21 protein-coding genes are annotated in these 20,708 nt (G+C 41.9%); 6 read left to right on the forward strand and 15 right to left on the reverse strand.

The features are described from left to right. Positions 1 to 6: 6 nt before the first annotated feature. From DES35_RS03300 to DES35_RS03315, 4 genes are all read right to left on the reverse strand, one after another. A complete protein-coding gene (locus DES35_RS03300) occupies positions 7 to 1,998 on the reverse strand; it encodes a LysM peptidoglycan-binding domain-containing protein (protein ID WP_114365760.1) in 1,992 nt (663 codons plus the stop codon). Continuing rightward, positions 1,955 to 3,484, reverse strand: coding sequence for a glutamine-hydrolyzing GMP synthase (guaA, locus tag DES35_RS03305; RefSeq protein WP_114365761.1), 1,530 nt, complete (start codon positions 3,482 to 3,484; stop codon positions 1,955 to 1,957). Before guaA ends, DES35_RS03300 begins: the two co-directional genes overlap by 44 nt. 64 nt (positions 3,485 to 3,548) lie before the next feature. Further along, a complete protein-coding gene (locus tag DES35_RS03310; RefSeq protein WP_114365762.1) occupies positions 3,549 to 4,091 on the reverse strand; it encodes a hypothetical protein in 543 nt (180 codons plus the stop codon). Between the two features lie 11 nt (positions 4,092 to 4,102). Further along, entirely contained in the window at positions 4,103 to 4,834 is a 732-nt protein-coding gene (locus DES35_RS03315; protein WP_114365763.1) for an esterase family protein, read from the reverse strand. Positions 4,835 to 4,908: 74 nt separating this feature from the next. Between DES35_RS03315 and DES35_RS03320 the strand changes: the two genes are divergently transcribed. Both DES35_RS03320 and DES35_RS03325 read left to right on the forward strand, forming a co-directional pair. Continuing rightward, the gene (locus DES35_RS03320) at positions 4,909 to 6,279 is read left to right on the forward strand and encodes an MBL fold metallo-hydrolase RNA specificity domain-containing protein (protein WP_170125682.1); all 1,371 of its coding nucleotides are present in this window, start codon (positions 4,909 to 4,911) and stop codon (positions 6,277 to 6,279) included. A 94-nt stretch (positions 6,280 to 6,373) separates the two neighbouring features. Next, positions 6,374 to 6,829, forward strand: coding sequence for a ribonuclease H-like YkuK family protein (locus DES35_RS03325; protein WP_084180071.1), 456 nt, complete (start codon positions 6,374 to 6,376; stop codon positions 6,827 to 6,829). 15 nt (positions 6,830 to 6,844) lie between these two features. On the opposite strand, the gene DES35_RS03330 is transcribed toward DES35_RS03325, so the two are convergent. The 6 genes from DES35_RS03330 to DES35_RS03355 form a co-directional block, all read right to left on the reverse strand. Then, the gene (locus tag DES35_RS03330) at positions 6,845 to 7,495 is read right to left on the reverse strand and encodes an NAD(P)H-binding protein (protein ID WP_170125683.1); all 651 of its coding nucleotides are present in this window, start codon (positions 7,493 to 7,495) and stop codon (positions 6,845 to 6,847) included. A 10-nt stretch (positions 7,496 to 7,505) separates the two neighbouring features. After that, positions 7,506 to 9,074 carry an NAD(P)/FAD-dependent oxidoreductase gene (locus tag DES35_RS03335; protein ID WP_114365766.1) on the reverse strand — a complete coding sequence of 523 codons (1,569 nt, stop codon included), beginning with the start codon at positions 9,072 to 9,074 and terminating at the stop codon, positions 7,506 to 7,508. A 12-nt stretch (positions 9,075 to 9,086) separates the two neighbouring features. Next, positions 9,087 to 9,779, reverse strand: a complete 693-nt coding sequence (gene porT / locus DES35_RS03340; RefSeq protein ID WP_114365767.1) for a type IX secretion/gliding motility protein PorT/SprT — start codon at positions 9,777 to 9,779, stop codon at positions 9,087 to 9,089. Between the two features lie 28 nt (positions 9,780 to 9,807). Further along, the gene (ubiE, locus tag DES35_RS03345; RefSeq protein ID WP_114365768.1) at positions 9,808 to 10,530 is read right to left on the reverse strand and encodes a bifunctional demethylmenaquinone methyltransferase/2-methoxy-6-polyprenyl-1,4-benzoquinol methylase UbiE; all 723 of its coding nucleotides are present in this window, start codon (positions 10,528 to 10,530) and stop codon (positions 9,808 to 9,810) included. A 74-nt stretch (positions 10,531 to 10,604) separates the two neighbouring features. Continuing rightward, on the reverse strand, positions 10,605 to 10,844 hold the full coding sequence (locus tag DES35_RS03350) for a hypothetical protein (RefSeq protein WP_114365769.1): 240 nt from the start codon (positions 10,842 to 10,844) through the stop codon (positions 10,605 to 10,607). Positions 10,845 to 11,011: 167 nt separating this feature from the next. Then, positions 11,012 to 11,665, reverse strand: coding sequence for a response regulator transcription factor (locus DES35_RS03355; RefSeq protein ID WP_114365770.1), 654 nt, complete (start codon positions 11,663 to 11,665; stop codon positions 11,012 to 11,014). Positions 11,666 to 12,186: 521 nt separating this feature from the next. Here DES35_RS03355 and DES35_RS03360 point away from each other — a divergent pair. From DES35_RS03360 to DES35_RS03370, 3 genes are read left to right on the forward strand one after another with little or no spacing between them, the layout of a single operon-like run. Continuing rightward, positions 12,187 to 12,870 (forward strand): succinate dehydrogenase cytochrome b subunit, encoded by a 684-nt coding sequence (locus tag DES35_RS03360; RefSeq protein ID WP_114365771.1) that lies wholly within the window; start codon positions 12,187 to 12,189, stop codon positions 12,868 to 12,870. Positions 12,871 to 12,883: 13 nt separating this feature from the next. Next, positions 12,884 to 14,884 carry a fumarate reductase/succinate dehydrogenase flavoprotein subunit gene (locus DES35_RS03365; RefSeq protein WP_114365772.1) on the forward strand — a complete coding sequence of 667 codons (2,001 nt, stop codon included), beginning with the start codon at positions 12,884 to 12,886 and terminating at the stop codon, positions 14,882 to 14,884. An 11-nt stretch (positions 14,885 to 14,895) separates the two neighbouring features. Continuing rightward, positions 14,896 to 15,639 (forward strand): succinate dehydrogenase/fumarate reductase iron-sulfur subunit, encoded by a 744-nt coding sequence (locus DES35_RS03370; protein WP_037356086.1) that lies wholly within the window; start codon positions 14,896 to 14,898, stop codon positions 15,637 to 15,639. A 47-nt stretch (positions 15,640 to 15,686) separates the two neighbouring features. Here the strand turns inward: DES35_RS03370 and DES35_RS03375 are convergent, their stop codons facing one another. The 5 genes from DES35_RS03375 to DES35_RS03395 all read right to left on the reverse strand — a co-directional run bounded on the left by DES35_RS03375 (position 15,687) and on the right by DES35_RS03395 (position 19,608). Then, positions 15,687 to 16,991, reverse strand: coding sequence for a cryptochrome/photolyase family protein (locus DES35_RS03375; protein ID WP_114365773.1), 1,305 nt, complete (start codon positions 16,989 to 16,991; stop codon positions 15,687 to 15,689). Positions 16,992 to 17,015: 24 nt separating this feature from the next. Continuing rightward, positions 17,016 to 17,699, reverse strand: coding sequence for an endonuclease III (nth, locus tag DES35_RS03380; RefSeq protein WP_114365774.1), 684 nt, complete (start codon positions 17,697 to 17,699; stop codon positions 17,016 to 17,018). A 15-nt stretch (positions 17,700 to 17,714) separates the two neighbouring features. Further along, positions 17,715 to 18,158: a DUF2214 family protein gene (locus DES35_RS03385; RefSeq protein ID WP_037356096.1), complete on the reverse strand. Its 444-nt coding sequence runs from the start codon at positions 18,156 to 18,158 to the stop codon at positions 17,715 to 17,717. Positions 18,159 to 18,226: 68 nt separating this feature from the next. Beyond that, on the reverse strand, positions 18,227 to 19,150 hold the full coding sequence (locus tag DES35_RS03390; RefSeq protein WP_125039353.1) for a hypothetical protein: 924 nt from the start codon (positions 19,148 to 19,150) through the stop codon (positions 18,227 to 18,229). 107 nt (positions 19,151 to 19,257) lie between these two features. Then, positions 19,258 to 19,608, reverse strand: coding sequence for a 4Fe-4S binding protein (locus DES35_RS03395; protein ID WP_037356101.1), 351 nt, complete (start codon positions 19,606 to 19,608; stop codon positions 19,258 to 19,260). A 55-nt stretch (positions 19,609 to 19,663) separates the two neighbouring features. Here DES35_RS03395 and DES35_RS03400 point away from each other — a divergent pair, with 55 nt between their 5' ends. Further along, positions 19,664 to 20,698 (forward strand): acyl-CoA reductase, encoded by a 1,035-nt coding sequence (locus tag DES35_RS03400; protein WP_114365776.1) that lies wholly within the window; start codon positions 19,664 to 19,666, stop codon positions 20,696 to 20,698. Positions 20,699 to 20,708: the final 10 nt, after the last annotated feature.

Consider the following 20,708-nt stretch of genomic DNA (forward strand, 5'->3'; position numbering starts at 1 on the left):
CTAACCTTATTTCTGAATTTGGATCGGAACCAATTTGTAGTTGCGGTTGGTGAGTACAACTACTTGTGCATTCTGAAAGACCCCATGCTTTCTGGTAGAACGCAAGTCCAGAAATTCCGGTTTGTGCCGATTGTCGGTGAGAGTTTTAATCAAATCATAAGTGCTTTGAAACGCATGTAGGGTGATGTCATTTGGTTCCAGTTTGTGCTGATTGCTAATACTTTCTGCTGCTGCCTGCACCAGAGGATGCTCAAAATGAATGTATCTGGGCATTGCAACTAGAAAGTTAACATGGTTGAGATATCTGGGTTCTATAAGTGGATTATCGAGGATGCGCCTATTGAGCAACAATACAGTGGAGGAGTTTCCAGATTTTCTGATTCGGTCAATAAACTGGGAAGAAAGAAAATTGTCGTCAATAAAAAAGGATACCACCTTTGGTTCGGGAGAGTCGGTAATCTGGGAGAGACCTTGTAGTCCATTTCCCAGTCGTATCTCTTTGATTTTTCTTCCAATGAGGTACTTTTTGAGCGCGTCGTTTAGTTGATTGGCCTTTTGGTCTTTCTCAGAATAAATTAAATAAACAGTACTTTCAGGATACGAAGACTGAAGAGCATGTGCAAGTGCCCTGGCTTCTTGTTCTTCAGTTTCTTGCAATAGGATATTGCCTGGTGCTACAAATGAGGGTTGTCCAAAAGGCAGGACTATCGGCAATTGACTTTGACCATTGATTTGGTGATTTAATTCTTTGATTTGTTGCGGTATAAAAGGCCCTATTACCAGATCGACATTGGGTATATCAAAAGTTATTTGTCCTAATAAAGAATAATTTTCTGGTGCTTCAGTAACTTTTAGCGTAATCTGGAATCCCTCATTTTGTAGCAACTCCAATGCAGTTCGTACACCCAGGTAATAATCCATACTGACAATTTCGGAAGGTCTGAGTTCGTTGCTGGCATTTTCAGGATTTGCGGGGATGATAAGCAAGACCCGTAACTTTCTCTTCCCCAGCATACCGAAGTAATTTACAGCTTCTAAGGTGCTTATTTCCAATACCTCTTTTGAATCGACAGTGTCAAAAGAACTATCCGTTATTGGCCTGGAAGGCGGGTAATACACCGGTATAAGCAGCAGCATTCCTGCTTTTAGATTCATTTGATTTAGTTCAGGATTAAATCTCAGGAGGTCTGATGCCGAAATGTTGTATTTTTTAGAAAGTGATGTAAGCGTTTCACCGTTTTCTACTCGATGCATGGTATATCGGATGGTGTCCTTTTTATCTTCATTTAATTGAGGTTTGACCCGACTGAAACCTTGAGGGGGTGTTTCTGGTTTTATTCGAATGAGCTGACCTGCCCTTAAAGTACTGTCGTTTAAATGGTTTATTGTTACCAATTCGCTTACAGAAATTTTGTATAATCTTGCCACGCTGTAAAGTGATTCGCCTGGTTCCACTCTGTGAAATCCGGCGGGGATCTGTTGGTTGGCTTCCTTGTTTCCGTCATCGGATGGCAGTGGGGCTCTTTTTGGGTTTTTGGGGATTAGAAGTCTCATTCCTACTTTTAGAACCTGATTTTGTATCTCAGGATTATTGGATTCTATCAAATCGATTGGCACATCATATTCCCTGCTGATGGAGTAGAGGGTTTGACCTTCTTTTACGATGTGAATTGTAAATTTCAGAGTATCTACCGGAGATTCATTTTCTGCCGGGGCGGCTGGCACCATTACTACATCGCCGGCTTTAAGACTATGGCGGGTCTCCGGATTATACCTGTAAAATTCTTCTTGACCAATTCCATAGGTTTTGCAGATGGAATAAACTGTTTCACCTGGTTGCACTTTGTGAAATTTAAACTCATTCTGTGCCCTAGCGACGTTCCAGCACAAAAAGACCAGTACAAACGGGAAAAAATTTTTAAATCCTGAGATCGACATGGTATGTAAAAGGTTTTTATTCCCACTCAATGGTGGCAGGTGGTTTTGAACTGATGTCATAAACTACACGGTTTATGCCATTTACCCTGTTTATGATGTGATTTGAAATTTTAGCCAGAAAATCATAAGGCAGGTGAACCCAGTCGGCTGTCATTCCATCGGTGGAGTGAACTGCTCTGAGTACTATGGCATGTTCATAGGTGCGCTCATCGCCCATTACTCCTACAGATTTACTGTTGAGCAAGACAACACCCGCTTGCCACACTTTGTCGTATAATCCCTCTTCCTTAAGACCTTTGATGAAGATATAATCGGCTTCCTGAACCAGGGCAATTTTTTCGCGGGTCACCTCACCTAGTATTCTGATTGCCAGACCCGGTCCCGGAAAAGGATGACGACCCAGAAGTTCATCCGGTATACCAAGCGCAGTTCCTACTTTTCGAACTTCGTCTTTAAACAACATTCTGAGCGGTTCGATGACCTTAAGTTTCATTACCTCAGGGAGTCCACCTACATTGTGATGTGATTTGATGGTAGCCGAGGGCCCGGCTACAGATGCACTTTCTATCACATCCGGATATATGGTACCTTGAGCCAAAAAAGTGACATCTTCTATTGTTAGGGCTTCTTCATCAAAAACTTCAATAAATACCCTTCCAATGACCTTGCGCTTTTGCTCCGGATCTGAAATCCCTGCCAGGGCGTCAAGAAATCGATCTGAGGCATCAACGCCCTTAACATTAAGACCCATATCGCGATACTGATGCAACACATGGTGATATTCGTTCTTTCGAAGTAAACCGTTGTTGACAAAAATGCAGTACAGCTGGTCTCCAATGGCCTCTGACAGCAAAACAGCGGCCACTGTGCTATCCACACCTCCGCTCAGGCCGAGCACTACCTTTTCGGAGCCGATTTTTTTGCGCAGACTTTGTATACTGGATTCGATAAATGACTCAGGTGTCCATGTCTGATGGCATCCACATATATCTAGGGCGAAATTTTTTAGTATATCCATGCCGTATTCGGTATGGTACACTTCCGGGTGAAACTGTATGCCCCAGATATTTCTGTCTTGTATTTGAAAGGCAGCATTGATTACATCTTCTGTAGAGGCTATGGGAATAAAGTCTTCAGGTAACTCATCAATTGTATCACCGTGACTCATCCATACCTGTGAGTAAGAAGGCAGGTTTTTAAAAAGAGGATTGCGATGGTCCATAATTTTGAGTTTTGCACGGCCATACTCTCTGAGTCCGCTTGCGCCTACCTTTCCACCATTAATGAATGTGAGGAGCTGGGCGCCATAGCATATTCCCAGAATGGGTACTCTACCGATTAAGGAAGACAGATCTGGTTTGGGAGCATTACTGTCATTTACTGAGAATGGACTACCGGATAAAATTACGCCTTTTACATGCGATAAGGAAGCTGGTAGATGATAATAGGGATGTATTTCGCAATAAACGGAAATTTCTCTTATTTTCCTGGCTATCAGCTGGGTGTATTGTGAACCGAAATCTAGAATAAGAATGGTTTCTTTCATGCCGGCAAAGGTAGCTGTATCCTAACAGTATGAATACTACCAGTATTGTAATGCTTACTAAAAATTACAAAGAACCTAAAACAAATCCCACTGAAAAAAAGGCCGAATTGAAGTCCCTTTGATTTCCAATTAAATTCAAAGAATATCCAGCGGTGATTTGCAGTTTAAAATTCTGTAGCAATTCATACAAGTACATCACATTAGGATCCAGTTGGAGCAAGTTGTCCGAAGAGGAAATTTTTGAATTGTCAACGGGATTTTCCTCCACATTGACAAATCCTCCAAAACCAATCCTCAATCCAGGTGCAATCTTCTGGCGGGGTGTCACGGAGGTAATAATGCCCCCCATAAGACCTCCGTATCCTATAGCTACTGTACGGTTGTCTTTGGTGGCAGCACCTCCGTAGCCAAAGCCGCCCAGATAACCATTTTCTGCAAAAACGGCTCCGCCCATACCACCATAGGCAGCTCCAATACCTGCATTTCCAAATTTCATGAGCATCACACTAAATCCTCCAAATCCGCCGGATGTGTATTGGCTGAAGGAGTAATGGCTGGAAATCAGAAAAGCCAGGTATAAAAAGAAGGTTTTAAGGTTATTTTTCATGATATTTGAATTTAAAATTTGGTACTTAACACATAGGGCAGCATTTTTCTCCAGGTGGGCCAGTCGTGTTCAATATCCCAACCCCATATATCCAGGTCGTGAGGTATTCTTTTAAAATTGAGTATTGCGGATAGTTGACGAGAAGCGTCCGGATCTTCATACGCCCCTGAACCAGACAGGATATGTATATGACCTGATCTTCTGATTTGCTCCAGAGTATTGTGATCGTGAAGATTTTGAAGATAGTGCATGGGTGAATTAAAATACACGTTGTCGTCCCAGTAACCTTTTGTATAAGCAGTCAAATCATACACTCCACTCATTGCAATGCATCCATTGATCGCCCATGGATTTTTAAAAAACAAATTGGCAGCATGCAATGCACCAAAAGATGCTCCTGATGTAAAGATCGGAGTCTCCGGGCTAGTTTTGTTTTTGATAAAAGGAATTACTTCGCTGTACACATATTCATTAAACTGAGCATGCCGCAGGGATTTGTCTCTCGGATGCATTCTGGAATTGAGCCAGCTCTCACTATTTATGGAATTGATACTGAATACCTTAAGTTTGCCAGCATTGATTAAAGGGGCGAGGGCATCTATGAGGTGAAATCTTTCGTATTCCAAAAAATCAGCTGCAGCTGTTGGAAGCAATAGCAATCCAAAGCCATAATGTCCATACATCACGATTTCCATTTTTTTGTTTAATGCAGGACTATGCCACCAATGTATTTCTCTGTGCATTTCTGAAAATTTTGGTTACAAATAAATTCCTTTTCTTTGATGATTTCAATAAACTCTTAAAAAAACTTGTTGAAATGGAGATTTCTTTCCTTGGAGGGACAAGTACTGTGACGGGATCAAAACATCTTGTAGAATATAAGGGAAGGCGTTTATTGCTGGACTGTGGATTGTTTCAGGGGTTGAAAGAGCTCCGTTTACTCAACAGGATGCCTTTACCTGTAAATCCATCGACCATTGAAGCTGTAATTCTTTCTCACGGTCATTTGGACCATGTGGGCTATCTGCCATTGCTGGTAAAAAATGGATTCAAGGGACATATTTACTGCACTACAGCGACAAAAGCCATTGCAAAAGTTATACTGCTTGATAGTGCCAAAATTCAAGTGGAAGAGGCGATAAGGGCTCGAGCCGGTGGATATTCCCGACATTCAGACCCCCAACCATTGTATGACACCGAGGATGCCAGGAGGGTATTTCCTCTTTTTCGAGAGGTACCCTTTGGCGAGCAGATTGACCTGGGCCATGGTGTAACATTCCGGTTGACACCGGCTGGCCATATACTGGGAGCCTCGGTAATACACTTGTTCACAGGAAGCAGATGCCTGGTCTATACAGGCGACCTGGGCAGATATTCAGACTTTCTTCTCCCTCCTCCTGCTGATATTCAAGGAGCAGATGTGTTGCTTATTGAATCCACTTACGGTCATACTCTTCATCGCACTTCAGAAGAGCAAATAAACCAAAAACTAATTCATCACCTACGGTATGCTGCCGAAAACAACAGTTTGCTATTAATTCCTGGATTTGTAGTAGAGAGAGCTCAGGTACTTATGTATTTGATTGGTAAGTTGATGAGCAGTGGACAAGTCCCCAAAATCAGAGCTTATGTAGACTCTCCAATGGCAACGGCAATTACAGATGTTTTTACAAAGTATTCAGATTTGCTTAAAATCAGCGCCCAAGAGCTATATAGAACAATCAACTCGTATGACTTTGTCGAAAACAAATCAGACTCTGACCAGATAGTCAGAGCAAAGTTTGGCAGAGTAGTGGTGGCCGGAGGGGGTATGCTGAGTGGTGGAAGGGCATTGAGCTATCTCTACGAGCATTTGGAAAATCCTAATTCCACGTTGCTTCTTTCAGGTTACCAGGCTGAGGGTACGCGAGGCAGAGCCTTGCAAAGCGGACTTGACGAAATTAAAATTTTCGGAAAGTATCTTAAAGTAAAAATGCGCGTGGATAGCATGGACGGTCTTTCGTCGCACGCTGACAGAGGTGATATCCTTCGCTGGCTAAATGGATTTAGCCGAAAGCCAACACACATTTACATCGTCCATGGTGAAGCACATGCATCAGATTCTTTGAGATTAAAACTAAAGGATACTTTTCCCCATGCCAGAGTACAAGTACCAAGGCTTGGCGATAAAGTGGAGATTGGAAAATGAAAATGTTGAAAAAACTGTGGAAAATTCAAAAAAACTTAACACAAAAATTTAAAATTTATGTGTTTTAACAAATAATCTTGTAAAAAAAATTCTTATGAAGTCAAACATGGTATTCAGAGATCATGCGGGTCGTAAGGTGACTGATATAAGAAAATATATAGCAGATTGGCTTTACACACATCCTAAAGGGAGAATTTACATCGGAGCCGATTCCAAAGTGAAGGGCAACTATGTGAAGTACGCAATAGCCATTTGCCTGTGGGATGTGGGCCGAGGAGTTCATGAGATATATGCACATACTGTGGTACCAAAGCCATCAGATCCATTTTCCAGATTGTGGAACGAAGTGACCAAAGCCGTTGAGATAGCTGAGCTCATCAGAGATTTGGCTGAAATCGAAATTCATTTGGACATCAACTCAAAACCGGGTTTTTGGTCAAATCAACTGTATGATGCTTCTTTAGGTTTTATCAGAAGCCTGGGTTTTGAAGCAGCAGGCAAACCCTATGCGTGGGCAGCCAGCTGTGGTGCAAACAGGCATTGCCAATAAATAAACAGCTCCAGGCTATAGCTTTGAGATTTGGTGGATTTCTTTGTTGCTTACAATGTATCTTCCTTCATCAATTTCTGTAGCTTTTATCAGCATGGCTTTGGCTATTTGAGCTGCATGAACAGCCTTGTAACGAAGAGGAATAATCGGTGCAAGCAGTCGGTCAATTCGAATGGCCAACTCCTCAAATGGTCTTTTTTCGTCTCGATAGGCAATGATGGTCGATGGTCTAAAAAAATCTATTCGCGGGACTGCGGAAGCTGAGACATCGCGTTCCATTTCACCTTTTAGCTTTGAATAAAAAACAGGACTTTTGGGATTGGCTCCGATTGCTGACACCACTAGCATATGAAAGACATCTGTGCGTTCTGCCAGCTCTGCAGTTCTCACGGGAATACCATAGTCAATGGCTTTATATTCCTCTTTGTCGGATGTTTTCTTCTTTGTGGTTCCAATACACATAAAGATGTGGGTGATCTCGTCCAGATGTGCGGATATAAATTCGTCATTCTGAAGATTTCCCTGATGCCATTCCAACCTGTTATGCGTAAAAGTCTGAGGGCTTCTGGCTAAAACCCTTACCAGTTTCCAATTTTTTGCTTCGAGCAGTTGTTTTACAACTTCAGAACCAACAGCACCGGTTGCCCCTATTACCAAAGCCTTCATAAGCGACAATTCAATAACGTGAATGCAAATATTCATAAACTTTTTCAGCAACCCGCTCGCCATCCAATGCAGCTGAAACGATACCTCCGGCATAGCCAGCTCCTTCACCCGAAGGAAATAAACCGCCAATTTTTGGGTGCATAAGGGTGTCGCTGTGGCGAGGAATCTTTACAGGAGATGAAGTACGGCTCTCTGTGGCTATAATCAACGCATCTTCATGTAGATACCCGTTCATTTTTTTTCCAAAAGCTTTGAATCCTTCTTTTAATCTTTTGGTGACAAATTCGGGTAAAACATTGTCCATTGAAACGGATGTAATACCCGGAATGTAAGAGCAGGAGGGCAGGGAAGTGCTTATTTTTCCGTTTACGAAATCAACAAGTCTTTGAGCTGGTGCCGTCTGAGTGTTTCCTCCTGCTTTGCAAACGTTTCTTTCTACACTTTGCTGAAATCGGAGAGCAGCCAGGGGACCATGATGCTTAAAATCCGATACATCTTCCGGACGTATTTCCACGACAATACCGGAATTGGCATATTTTCCATCTCTTTTGCTGGGCGACATACCATTGACGACAATTTCTCCCTGAGCTGTGGAAGCTGGCACAATGAAACCTCCCGGACACATGCAAAAACTGTAAACCCCTCTGCCCATTGCCTGATGCACCAACTTATAGCTGGCAGCAGGGAGATATTCACCGCGCTCCATCCCGTGATATTGAATACGATCAATGAGCCACTGCGGGTGCTCTACCCTTACACCAAGTGCAAATGGTTTCAGCTGAATGTCAATATTTCTTTTGTACAGGAGCTCGAAAATATCCCGTGCCGAATGCCCTGTAGCTAATATAACGGCCTCAGCCTCTATCAACCCGTAGTTTTGGGTAAGTACCCCTTGAACGTGATCACCGGAAATTTGAAAATCGACGACTCGCGTACCAAAGTAAATCTCTCCGCCGTGCTCCAGAATTCTTTCTCTAATGTTTTGTACAACACCCGGTAGCTTATTGGTACCGATATGAGGATGTGCATCAACCCGTATAAACGGATTTGCACCGTGGTGAACGAGCAAATCGTAGATTCTCGATACATCGCCCCGTTTTGTAGAGCGTGTGTAAAGTTTTCCATCTGAATAAGTACCGGCACCACCTTCCCCAAAGCAATAATTGCTGTCGGGATGTACGATGTGATCGCGATTGACAGCTTTCAAATCACGCCGTCGAGTACGTACGTCAAATCCACGCTCCAAAACAATCGGCTTTATGCCTAGCTCTATGAGTCGGAGAGCGGCAAACATACCCGCAGGCCCGAAGCCAACTACTGCTACTCTGTGTCGGGCATCTTTTACCGGTTTATAAAGTAAAGGAGTAAGTCTGTCTTCAGGTAGTTCTTCGCCAATTGCAACTTTGATTCGCTGTATGATGTACACTGGATTTTTACGCGCATCGATAGAGTATCGCACTGGTCTATACCCTTTGATTTCATCAGGGCTTACAGCCAACTGCTTAATCAACTGATTTCTGATATACGTTCCATCATAAGCAAGTTGCGGGAGGGATTTAATTTCCAGTTCGATGATCACCGGTTGCTACAATTATTCAAACGTGATGCAAAACAGTACTGAACGTGTGAGAATTCGATCTATATTGCTTACATAGACAGAGCCATCGTTTACAAGTAGGTTGGCTACTCCAAAACCAACTTTTATCTGAGGCGACATCTTAAAATACTCAAAGAAGATATCAATGCCGGCACCAAATTCATAAGCCAGGTCATGCCGCCTGATTTTAAAGAGCTCATCGTCCTGAACATCTTCCTGGGAGGCGAGGTCAATGTTGTATCTCAGTCCTCCGGTTACATAGACCAGGTAATTTCCCAGTCTTTTACTTGAGAATTTAAGCTCAAACGGAAGTTCGACAAAGGAAGATTCGACATCTTTAACATATATATCCCTTCGCATAAAGTTAGGGTTAAATGCATCTATTTCAAGGCGTCGAACGGTAGCTGCAAATGCCGGATTGAACCTTAGGTTCAAATGATTGACCAATTTCAAGTCGGATATAATGCCTACATGATAGCCCGGCTCCACAAAAGTCAAGGTAGAATAATAACCTGGGAATTGATTAAAATCCGGATGGTGTTGAATATGAAAATTATACCAGTTGATGCCTATATAAAATCCAAAGTGATAAGGTTTACTGGTGTAGGTTGGCAAATTCAAAATACGCTGAGCATAACTGCTAAAATGCGAGCAAGCAAAGAATACAAAAACAATCGTGTATCTCATATGTACGTTAAACGCATTATAGACCTTGTTATTTTTCAGCTTCGTAGATGGTGGCTATGCCAAAGGTAAGTCTGTGTGATTTGATGTTCCGGTAGTTTAACTTTTCGAGAATTGCAATAAACTTTTGTCCATAAGGAAAGGCTTCCACAGACTCGGGCAGATAGCTGTATGCATTGCGGTCTTTGCTAACCCATCTGCCTACTATGGGTAGAATGTGTTTGAAATAAAAGCGGTAGATCTGTGCAAACGGAAAACTATGCGGCTGTGAAAATTCGAGAATTAAAATTTTTCCACCGGGTTGAGTCACCCGGAGCATTTCAGAGAGTCCTTTTTCAAGATTTTCAAAATTTCGAACTCCGAATGCCACAGTTACTAGGTCAAAAGTATTGTCATGAAAATCAAGGGATTCGCTATCACCTTTTCTTAGCTCAATCAGGTCAGTGAGCTGTTTATCTGATACCTTTTTATGACCAAAGGATAGCATACCTTCAGAAATGTCAATACCAGTGATTTTTTCTGGATTTAATGCTGACAGTGCAATGGCTAAATCACCTGTACCTGTAGCTACATCGAGTATATTTTTGGGTTTATACGGGGCTGCTAACTGCAGCAGTTTCTTTCTCCAGCCGCGGTCAATTCCGAGGGATAGAGTGTGATTCAGAAGATCATATCTGGCTGAAATATTATCAAACATTTCGGCGACTTGCTGCTTTTTGCTGCCTTGTTTATCACGATATGGTTTTATTTCCATGCGCCTTATTAAATAACAAAAACCTTAACATCACCCTGTGATGAGAAGGTTTATGGACGGGATTTAAAAAATTTCTATTGAGCGTCGAAGTTTTCGTATCTGCCCATTTCTCTGTCATAAAACTCATCGGCCTGCTCGAGAAGTTGCATGATTTCGGCCGGTATATCGTCTTCTTCTCCCAAATCCACATCGTCGAGCCATTCTAACTCGTCGGTATACATGTTTAAAATAAACCGCGGATACTCGGTATGAATTACAAAAATATCATCCGGAAAGTCTGTATTATCCGCTATGAGAAATTTTGGTGTACTCATAAAAAAGAATTAGGATTGTAGTAATTGGGACAAAAGTAACCTTCTACAAACGATTCAATTGATTGACAATTTCTTTTTGTACAATAATTAACGATTTATTCCAATGGTCAATAAAAAAGCTGTCGACCAGTCGACAGCTTTCCTAATATCGCGTTAGTAATATGAAATCAAATCATTATTTTACCCGATTCGGAAGTACTGCTATTAGAATTTGCATAATACTTAGCAAAGTTGACTAAGTCAATCACGCTTTTGGCATTGAGCTTTTTGAGTAATCTTAGTTTGTAGGTGCTAACTGTTTTGTCCGAAATATTCAGCTCATCAGCCACCTCTTTGTTGCTTTTACCGGTTGCCAGCAGGCTTAGCACCTCACTTTCTCTTTTTGATAGTTTTACAACAGGCTTTCCTTGAGGTTTGGACCGGGCTTTTGCCAGGATTTCTCTGTTAAAAAATTCATGGCCCGCCATTAATTTTCTAACTGCCTTAAGTATCATTCGCGGCTCAGTACTTTTGGTAATGTAGCCGTCTGCACCCAATTTTCGAGCAGCCAATCCATATACCTCTTCCGGGTGCATTGTCACCATAAGGACTTTAATGTCAGGTTTGATTTTTTTGATGTCGCGCAATGCAGCCATACCATTCTTTACAGGCATTTCAATGTCCAGAATGATGATATCAGCGTCAACATTGGGAAGCAGATTCAGCAATTCCTCCCCATTGGATGCTTCTGCGACCACTTGTATATCCTTGTCCCTATTCAGATACAAAATCATACCTTTTCGAAACATGATGTGGTCGTCACAGAGAATAACTTTTGTCATTTTTATTGTTTTTTACTGTTAGGCTTACACACTCCAAAAGTAAATACAATTTAAAATTCACAAAAAAAGTTTTATTCATATTTTGATTTCCAATTCGATACAGTGAAATTGTAATAAAGTAAAGATATGTTTTTTATATTTTCATCATGTAGGATAAATATCAATATTTAACACAAGTGTTCGGCACATAAAATTTCTAAAAATGCATTTTTTTATTTCAATTGTGTTTTTTTTGAACAAAATTTAGCAAAAAAGTCTCCTAACTTAAGGTGGAAGTATCCAATAGAACTCCAGAAATAGGTTACAAAAAAAACTTTATCTTATGTTTGCGTTTTAGTAATACACATTTGTATTCAAGAACTGTATTCAGTATTTCATCGCATATAGTGAACAATACACAGTAAAATCGGGTTTCTTATACTAAAAAATTATTTTGAAATATTCTAAATAAAAAATACAACCAGATAAAGCCAATCTACTTTAGTGACTGCTATTTTTGCCACAGGAATAATCAAAAGAAGATGGAAGTAAAAAGCGCATTATTAGGTTCTTCAATTGTTAAAAAATACTGGATGGCACTGACAGGACTGTTTTTATGTACCTTTCTTGTCGTTCACCTTGGAGGAAATTTAATACTTCTCAAAGGGGAAGATGCCCGCTTGTCCTTCAATGCTTATGCAAAATTTATGACAACGTTTCCATTGATCAAAGCTGTCTCGTATCTTTTATACTTTAGTATATTATTTCATGCATTTGATGGAATCGTGCTCACACTTCAAAACCGGGCTGCAAGACCCGTGAAGTATTATTTTAACAAACCGGAGGCTAACAGTACCTGGGCTTCCAGAAATATGGCTTTTCTGGGCACAGTTATTCTTATATTTATTGTAGGACATATGTCCAATTTCTGGTATAAGATGCATTTTGGAGACATCCCAATGGATGCTAATGGAAATAAAGATCTGTATGAGGTAGTGGTGACTTTTTTCAAAGATCCGTCTTTGGGCATTGTATATGTAGCTTTTTATGTCCTTTGCATGGTAGCTCTGGGCTTTCATTTGGTACATGGTTTTGCCTCATCTTTTCAAACCCTAGGTTTATATCATAAAAAATACAATGCATTAATAAAGAATTTGGGCTTGGTCTTCAGTGTGCTGGTGCCATTGCTTTTTGCTATAATTCCAATATTCATTTATATACAGTAAAATTGAGAAAGTCATGAGGTTGGATTCAAAGATTCCAGCTGGTCCGCTGGAAGAAAAATGGACACGATACAAAGGAACTGTCAACCTGGTTAGCCCGGCCAATAAGCGCAAGCTTGATGTTATAGTGGTCGGTACAGGATTGGCTGGAGCCTCTGCAGCTGCTTCTCTGGCAGAGCTGGGGTATAATGTCAAGGCATTTTGTTTTCAGGATTCACCGCGCAGAGCCCACTCCATCGCTGCTCAGGGTGGAATCAACGCGGCCAAGAACTATCAAAACGATGGGGACAGTGTTTACAGATTGTTTTATGACACCATCAAAGGAGGAGACTACCGCTCCAGAGAGGCTAATGTGTATCGACTGGCAGAAGTATCGGCCAATATCATAGATCAATGTGTAGCACAGGGTGTTCCTTTTGCAAGAGATTACGGTGGACTTCTCGACAATCGGTCTTTTGGTGGTACACAAGTCAGCCGCACTTTTTATGCAAAGGGTCAGACCGGACAGCAACTGCTGCTAGGTGCCTATTCAGCACTGAGCCGACAAATAGCCAAAGGCACTGTACAGATGTTCGCCCGCCACGAAATGCTCGATGTAGTAGTGGTAGATGGCAAGGCCAGAGGCATCATTGCCAGAAATTTGGTAACCGGCGAAATAGAGCGTCATGGGGCTCATGCTGTACTATTGGCTACAGGTGGTTATGGAAATGTATTTTTTCTCTCGACCAATGCCATGGGCAGCAATGGGTCAGCTGCATGGAAAGCACATAAAAGAGGAGCTTTGTTTGCTAATCCATGTTTTACGCAAATCCATCCGACTTGTATTCCGCAGTCAGGTGAATACCAAAGTAAACTGACACTCATGTCAGAATCCCTTAGAAACGACGGAAGGATTTGGGTTCCAAAGGACAGAAAAGATGCCGAACTTCTCCGTGAAGGAAAGCTCAAACCTATTGACATCCCCGAAGAAAAAAGAGATTATTACCTCGAGCGCAGATATCCTGCCTTTGGCAATCTGGTGCCACGTGATGTAGCGAGCCGGGCTGCCAAGGAACGATGCGATGAGGGCTACGGCGTGAATCCCACAGGAAAAGCCGTATTTCTCGATTTTGAGAGTGCTATCATGCGCTATGGTCAAGTAGAGGCCAACTTGCAGGGCATTAAAAATCCCTCAAAGGAAAAAATTCGTGAGTTGGGAGAAAAAATCATTGAAGCCAAATACGGAAATCTCTTTCAGATGTATGAAAAGATTACCGACATCAATCCGTATAAAAGTCCTATGATGATATACCCTGCCGTACATTATACCATGGGGGGGATTTGGGTAGATTATGAACTGATGACCACCATCCCGGGACTTTATGCCTTGGGAGAGGCCAATTTCTCTGATCACGGGGCCAACAGATTAGGGGCATCTGCCTTGATGCAGGGGTTGGCTGACGGATACTTTGTAATCCCTTATACCATTGGAAACTACCTGGCCGGAGAAATCAAAACCGGAAAAATCGATACCAATACTCCAGAATTTGAATCAGCTGAAAAAGAAGTCCGCGACAGAATAGCACACTTCCTAGGCAACAACGGAAAGACTTCAGTAGATACTTTCCATCGTGAATTGGGAAAAATCATGTGGGACAAGTGCGGAATGAGCCGAAACGCTCAAGGACTTCAGGAAGCCATTCGCGAAATTCAGGCTCTGAGAGAAGAATTCTGGAAAGATGTGAAAGTACCCGGCCGATCCGATATGTATAATCCCGAACTCGATAAGGCGGGCAGAGTGGCCGATTTTCTCGAGCTGGGAGAGCTCATGTGTTTGGATGCTTTAGATCGAAATGAAAGTTGTGGAGGCCATTTCCGCGAAGAATACCAGACAGAAGATGGGGAGGCACTTCGCAACGATGCCGAATATGCTTATGTAGCTGCATGGGAATATACCGGAAAACCCTCTGAAGCCATCTTGCATAAAGAACAACTGGTCTTTGAAAACGTTGAACTTAAAGCTCGTAGTTATAAATAAAACCGGAAATTATGAACCTGACGTTGAAAATCTGGAGACAAGCCGGACCCGATGATAAAGGAAGAATGGTGACCTATCAGGTCAAAAATGTAAATCCGGACATGTCGTTCCTCGAAATGCTCGATGTGCTCAATGAAGATTTAATAGCCAAAGGCGAAGATCCGGTGGCTTTTGATCATGATTGCCGAGAGGGCATATGTGGCATGTGCTCTCTGTACATCAATGGCGAAGCGCATGGCCCTGGACGAGGCATAACTACTTGCCAATTGCACATGCGCTCTTTCAAAGACGGAGATACTATAATCATCGAACCCTGGAGAGCCAAAGCATTTCCGGTGATTAAGGACCTGGTAACTGACCGTTCAGCTTTTGACCGCATCATTCAGGCCGGAGGATACATCAGCGTAAACACCAGTGGAAATACCATTGATGCCAATGCCATTCCCATTCCCAAAGAAAATGCCGATAAGGCATTCGATGCTGCAACCTGCATTGGATGTGGAGCATGTGTAGCCACTTGCAAGAATTCATCCGCTATGCTTTTCGTATCTGCCAAAGTAAGTCAGCTGGCTCTGCTTCCACAGGGCCGTGTGGAAGCAAAAGAACGCGTACTGAAAATGGTGCATCAAATGGATTTGGAAGGCTTTGGCAACTGTACCAATACCGGTGCCTGCGAAGTAGAGTGTCCAAAAGGTATTAGCCTCGAAAACATAGCGCGTATGAATCGCGAATATCTGGCTGCTGTGATTTCCTAAATACAGTCAAAACAATTCTCTAAAAGTCCTGGCTACAAAACCAGGACTTATTTTTTCTCCAGTGCAGCTTTGTATCTTTCAATAGCCCGATTTCGGGCAAAAGAGTGGTCTACAAGGGGTTGAGGATATTGCGCTGAATTGTATTCGGGCACCCATTTTTTGATGTACTCATACTGTTTGTCAAATTTATCTGTTTGAAGCTGAGGATTGAAAATCCGAAAGTAGGGAGCAGCATCATTGCCACTACCAGCTGCCCATTGCCAGCCACCTACATTTGATCCCATTTCATAGTCGAGCAATTTCTCTGCAAAATAGCGCTCTCCCCAGCGCCAATCGATCAGCAAATGCTTGGTGAGAAAACTCGATACAATCATTCGCACGCGGTTATGCATAAAACCGGTGGTGTTGAGCTCACGCATCCCTGCATCTATTATGGGATATCCTGTTTGGCCCTCACACCATGCCTTAAAGTGATCTTCGTTGTTTTCCCATTTTATATTGTCGTATTCGGGCTTAAATGCCTTTTCGTGTATGAATGGAAAGTGGTACAAAATCATTTGATAAAAATCTCTCCAAATCAGCTCATTGAGATACTTTTCGTTGGTATGTAAGGCGATGTGCGCGAGCTTGCGAATACTTATGGTTCCAAATCGGAGGTGAACACTCAGGCGGGTAGTTCCATTGACTGCAGGAAAATCTCTGGTCTTGTGATAATTCGCAATTATGGCAGTGTTAATTTCCCTTGAAGGATATTCATACTGCGTTTCTATAAAACCTATTTCGCTCAGTGAGAGCAGTGGAAGGGGTTTGGTTTTGTATAACTGATTCAAATAAGCTGTTGTAGGATAGGAATTGAGATAAAAATCACTTAGCTTTTCTTTCCATTTTCGGCTGTAGGGGGTATATACGGTATATGGTTGTCCATTGTCTTTGAGAATTTCTTCTTTCTCAAAGATGACGTGATCCTTGTAGCCTGAAAATTTAATTCCATTTGAAAGCAGAAGAGTGTAAATCATTCTGTCTCTTTGCTGCGCATAGGGTTCGTAATCTCGGTTGGCAAATACCCTGGCAACGTGGTATTCTTTTAAAATGGATATCCAGACTTCTTCAGGTAAGCCGTATCTTACGATTAAAGTACTTCCAAGTTGTTCCAGTTCATGTTTTAATCTCTTGATTTCTTGATAGATAAAATGTACTCTCCGGTCCCTTTTGTCATGAAGTTTATCGAGGATATTTCGGTCGAAAATAAACAATCCCAAAACGGGATATCCAGACTTCAGGGCATGATACAGAGCTGCATTGTCCTCCAGCCTGAGGTCGCGTCTGAACCAGTGAATGGCTATGGGATTCATCTTAAGAGTTTGAAGCGGTGGTTGTTAGATTTTCTTCCCGTTTGATTTTTTCTCATCAGTTGCTGAGTACCATGCTTTGATAAGTTCTCTTCGGCCTATGGTACGGGTAATGAAGTCTTTCTCCAGATTCCAGGCACGTGCCGGGGAGTATTCCCGGCCATAATAAATAATTTGCAAATGCAGCGTATTCCATTTGGACTTGGGAAACAGTGCCTTGGCATCTTTCTCGGTTTTCTGTACACTGGTGCCATCCGATAGGCCCCATCTGTACATCATCCGGTGTATGTGAGTATCCACTGGAAAAGCAGGTACACCGAAAGCTTGCGACATCACTACCGAAGCAGTTTTGTGGCCTACACCGGGCAGAGCTTCGAGGGCATCCATATCGCATGGCACTTGCCCGTCATATTTTTCGATTAAAATCCTGCTTAGCTCATAGATGCCTTTAGACTTCATGGGTGTAAGGCCACAGGGTCGAATGATTCGAGCGATCTCTTCAAGGCCAAGTTTTACCATCTGATAAGGGTTGTCGGCCTTAGCAAATAAAATAGGGGTGATTCTGTTCACCCGTTCATCCGTACATTGAGCAGATAATAACACTGCTATCAGCAAGGTATAGGGATCCTTATGAGCTAGTGGTACCGGAGTGTCCGGGTATAATTTTTCAAGTTCAGCAATTATGAATTTTACTTTTTCTTTCTTGGTCATAAAGGTTTCAGGATTTCAGCCAAAATATCCAATGCCTTTGGCCATTAGACCTGCAAAAGCAGGAATTAAGAACAGAATAATGAGCTGGAGAAGAATTAACTTTTTTAAATACCCGGGAATAACGACGCATTCTTCCGGATTTCCTTTTCTGTTTTTCAGAAAAAAAACTGTAGGCCAGGCCGATGCAATTCCAACCATCGTAAAAAGCAATAATTTAAAAAGAAAAAAATAGTTTTTGGAGTAATAATCTGCTGGTTTACCTGCACCAAACCACAAGGTGAATCCTGCTGCCAGCAACGTGATTGCAGCGATTCCATAAATGCCGTCAATGCGACTCAGTGAGGAAATTTCGCTCCTTCTCATTACAGGTTTGAGTACGACAAGTTCTATGCTTAGAGCGGCTACAATAGCAAAAATGCTGATAAAATGGACGTAACGAGCTATCAGTTCAACAGACATTTCTTGCAGAATATAGTATGGGGAAGAAAACTGTCAATTGTACAAAAAAATCCATAAGAATTTAAGCGTCAAAATTTTCTTCGTACCGGTGGGGGTACTGAAGGTATATCGTCTTTAATACCGGTGTCAAATCGAATTTGTTCTTTCAGATGCCAATGTCCATTATTCCAATAAAGTCCGTCATAAGAGAAATCGGGTCCATATACTGCATAAATGCCTTTTTTTGAGTAATCAGGAGGTGCTAAATGATCCATTATGATCATTTTTTCTTTCTCACGATAGCGCATAGTAGCCGAAACACTCGCCGAGTAGTCATAAAACAGCCGGAAAGGTTTTCGCATATATCTTCTGTCCACAAAATCCTGTACATAAAAAATTGGAGCTCCAAAAATGGGTTTTTTCGGGTTGTGCAAATGAAGCACATCGATTACTTTTCGCTGAATTACCTTCCCCATCGGTTTATATCCCAAGAGAGTATAGTAGGTCGCACTTTGGTGCCGGACGTCAATAATCTGATAATACAAAGCTCCATACCAGCGTTCAGGTTTTAATGCAGTGTATTCAGGTTGAGGGATCTGACCAGTTTCATCTTTGAGTTGGTGGAGTAGTATTTTTCCGTTTTTGTCTCTGATTTGGACATATCCATAGAATTCATATTCTCCCGGATTTTCTTTAGGTAGCAGCCAGGTATATACGACAACCTTTTTATCCTGTGATTGTATCCTGCTTAAGTTTTTTACTTCTGCAAACAAGTAATCAAGACTTTCCGGTTTTTTTAAAGCTTCTAAAAGCAGAGAATCGAATTCCTGATTGGCTGCATTTCGTTCGGAATAGGTTTCAGCAGATAAAATTTCTCTCCCGAGCAAGGCCAATGATTGCTCAATCCAATTTAAGTCTCCAGATGGTTGGCTGAGAATTGCATTACTCCAAGCCAACTGTAGTAATAAAATTAAAACTATCGACTGTGCTTTACATGCCGTTGATGCTGTCATTTACGTTTTATGAAATTTGACTACTTCGGGATTTTTCAAATAAAAAACCTCCTTTACAATTTTTTATTGTAAATGGAGGTCTTTATGCAATAGGGGCTGATGGTTGTTCAATCGAGATGAAGGAATTCTTTTTTTGCCATCAATTGTTCCTTTGACTCCACGTGGTCCTCGTCGGGCACACAACAATCTACGGGACATACGGCTGCACACTGGGGTTCTTCGTGAAAGCCAACGCATTCCGTACATTTATCTGTTACGATATAGTAGACATCGTAACTGACAGGTTCTTGTGGCTCGTCGGCCTTATATGTTTTTCCACTGCTGGTAGTGACCATGCCTTTTAAGGAGGTTCCATCTGAAAATCTCCACTCTCTTCCTCCTTCATAGATGGCATTGTTTGGGCATTCGGGCTCGCATGCACCACAATTTATGCATTCTTCAGTTATTTTAATTGCCATTGCTGCTGTTTTATCCAATTACTTTTGCAAAAGTAATTTGGCAAAGTCGCAAAACATGACATTTGGGACAAAAATTCAGATTTTATCTGAATTTGGAAAGAGACTAAATAAGAAAATTCAATCATATTACAATCGACTTGAAAGTGCTGAACTCACTCCAATACTACAAAGAGCAAGCGCCAGAAACCCTTGGTTTACAACCGATAATGTTCTTTATGCATTGAAGTATTGGGTAGACGTGCTTACTGAAGATCGCCTGGAGGAATGGTTAAACAAGTACCCTAACTTATCCGAAGTCAGGAGCCTGGAGGTAGGTGTGGTCACTGCGGGAAATATACCATTAGTGGGGTTACATGACCTTATCTGTGTGTATCTTTCAGGCCATAAGGCTTTGGTAAAAACCTCATCCGATGACCCGGTCCTTACCCATTGGTTTATTCAATTGCTGGCTGAAGTAGATCCCCATGTGAATCAGCAAATCCGATTTATTGAAAAACTTGAAAAGTTTGATGCGGTAATTGCTACTGGTTCTAACAATAGTGCGAGATATTTCGAATACTACTTTGGAAAGGTACCTCATATTATCCGAAAAAACCGAAATTCTGCCGCCGTCATCACCAATGAAACCACCGACGAGGAGCTCAGGCTTTTGGCCGACGATGTATTTAGATATTTTGGATTGGGCTGCAGGTCGGTATCAAAACTCTATTTGCCTGATGGCTTTGACCTTCAGCGGATTTTTGCAGCCTTTTACCATTGGCATCCCATCATTCAGCATCATCGGTATGCGAGCAATTACGACTACAATCGCGTGGTGTACCTGATGAGCAAGGAAAAAATTTTGGACAATGGTTTTTTTATTCTCAGACCTAATGGGGCTTTGGCTTCACCTGTATCTGTGGTACATTACGAATATTACAGCGATTTGCCGACCTTGAAATCCCATTTGACTTCTATAAAGGACCAACTGCAGTGTGTGGTTGGCAGAAGTGAACTTGCCACCGATGATTTTGGTTGTTCGCAGCGGCCTTCCATAAGCAAGTATGCCGATGATGTAGACACATTGGCTTTTTTGCTTTCCTTACATTGATATAAGTATG

Origin of the sequence: Schleiferia thermophila (assembly GCF_003337435.1) — a bacterium.
Classification (GTDB): domain Bacteria; phylum Bacteroidota; class Bacteroidia; order Flavobacteriales; family Schleiferiaceae; genus Schleiferia; species Schleiferia thermophila.

Bases quoted from the DNA above. Each gene is read 5' to 3' on its own strand.
- DES35_RS03300 (WP_114365760.1), bottom strand. From the start codon at position 1,998: ATGACATCAGTTCAAAACCACCTGCCACCATTGAGTGGGAATAAAAAC.
- guaA (WP_114365761.1), bottom strand. From the start codon at position 3,484: ATGAAAGAAACCATTCTTATTCTAGATTTCGGTTCACAATACACCCAG.
- DES35_RS03310 (WP_114365762.1), bottom strand. From the start codon at position 4,091: ATGAAAAATAACCTTAAAACCTTCTTTTTATACCTGGCTTTTCTGATT.
- DES35_RS03315 (WP_114365763.1), bottom strand. From the start codon at position 4,834: ATGCACAGAGAAATACATTGGTGGCATAGTCCTGCATTAAACAAAAAA.
- DES35_RS03320 (WP_170125682.1), top strand. From the start codon at position 4,909: ATGGAGATTTCTTTCCTTGGAGGGACAAGTACTGTGACGGGATCAAAA.
- DES35_RS03325 (WP_084180071.1), top strand. From the start codon at position 6,374: ATGAAGTCAAACATGGTATTCAGAGATCATGCGGGTCGTAAGGTGACT.
- DES35_RS03330 (WP_170125683.1), bottom strand. From the start codon at position 7,495: ATGAAGGCTTTGGTAATAGGGGCAACCGGTGCTGTTGGTTCTGAAGTT.
- porT (WP_114365767.1), bottom strand. From the start codon at position 9,779: ATGAGATACACGATTGTTTTTGTATTCTTTGCTTGCTCGCATTTTAGC.
- ubiE (WP_114365768.1), bottom strand. From the start codon at position 10,530: ATGGAAATAAAACCATATCGTGATAAACAAGGCAGCAAAAAGCAGCAA.
- DES35_RS03350 (WP_114365769.1), bottom strand. From the start codon at position 10,844: ATGAGTACACCAAAATTTCTCATAGCGGATAATACAGACTTTCCGGAT.
- DES35_RS03355 (WP_114365770.1), bottom strand. From the start codon at position 11,665: ATGACAAAAGTTATTCTCTGTGACGACCACATCATGTTTCGAAAAGGT.
- DES35_RS03360 (WP_114365771.1), top strand. From the start codon at position 12,187: ATGGAAGTAAAAAGCGCATTATTAGGTTCTTCAATTGTTAAAAAATAC.
- DES35_RS03365 (WP_114365772.1), top strand. From the start codon at position 12,884: ATGAGGTTGGATTCAAAGATTCCAGCTGGTCCGCTGGAAGAAAAATGG.
- DES35_RS03370 (WP_037356086.1), top strand. From the start codon at position 14,896: ATGAACCTGACGTTGAAAATCTGGAGACAAGCCGGACCCGATGATAAA.
- DES35_RS03375 (WP_114365773.1), bottom strand. From the start codon at position 16,991: ATGAATCCCATAGCCATTCACTGGTTCAGACGCGACCTCAGGCTGGAG.
- nth (WP_114365774.1), bottom strand. From the start codon at position 17,699: ATGACCAAGAAAGAAAAAGTAAAATTCATAATTGCTGAACTTGAAAAA.
- DES35_RS03385 (WP_037356096.1), bottom strand. From the start codon at position 18,158: ATGTCTGTTGAACTGATAGCTCGTTACGTCCATTTTATCAGCATTTTT.
- DES35_RS03390 (WP_125039353.1), bottom strand. From the start codon at position 19,150: ATGACAGCATCAACGGCATGTAAAGCACAGTCGATAGTTTTAATTTTA.
- DES35_RS03395 (WP_037356101.1), bottom strand. From the start codon at position 19,608: ATGGCAATTAAAATAACTGAAGAATGCATAAATTGTGGTGCATGCGAG.
- DES35_RS03400 (WP_114365776.1), top strand. From the start codon at position 19,664: ATGACATTTGGGACAAAAATTCAGATTTTATCTGAATTTGGAAAGAGA.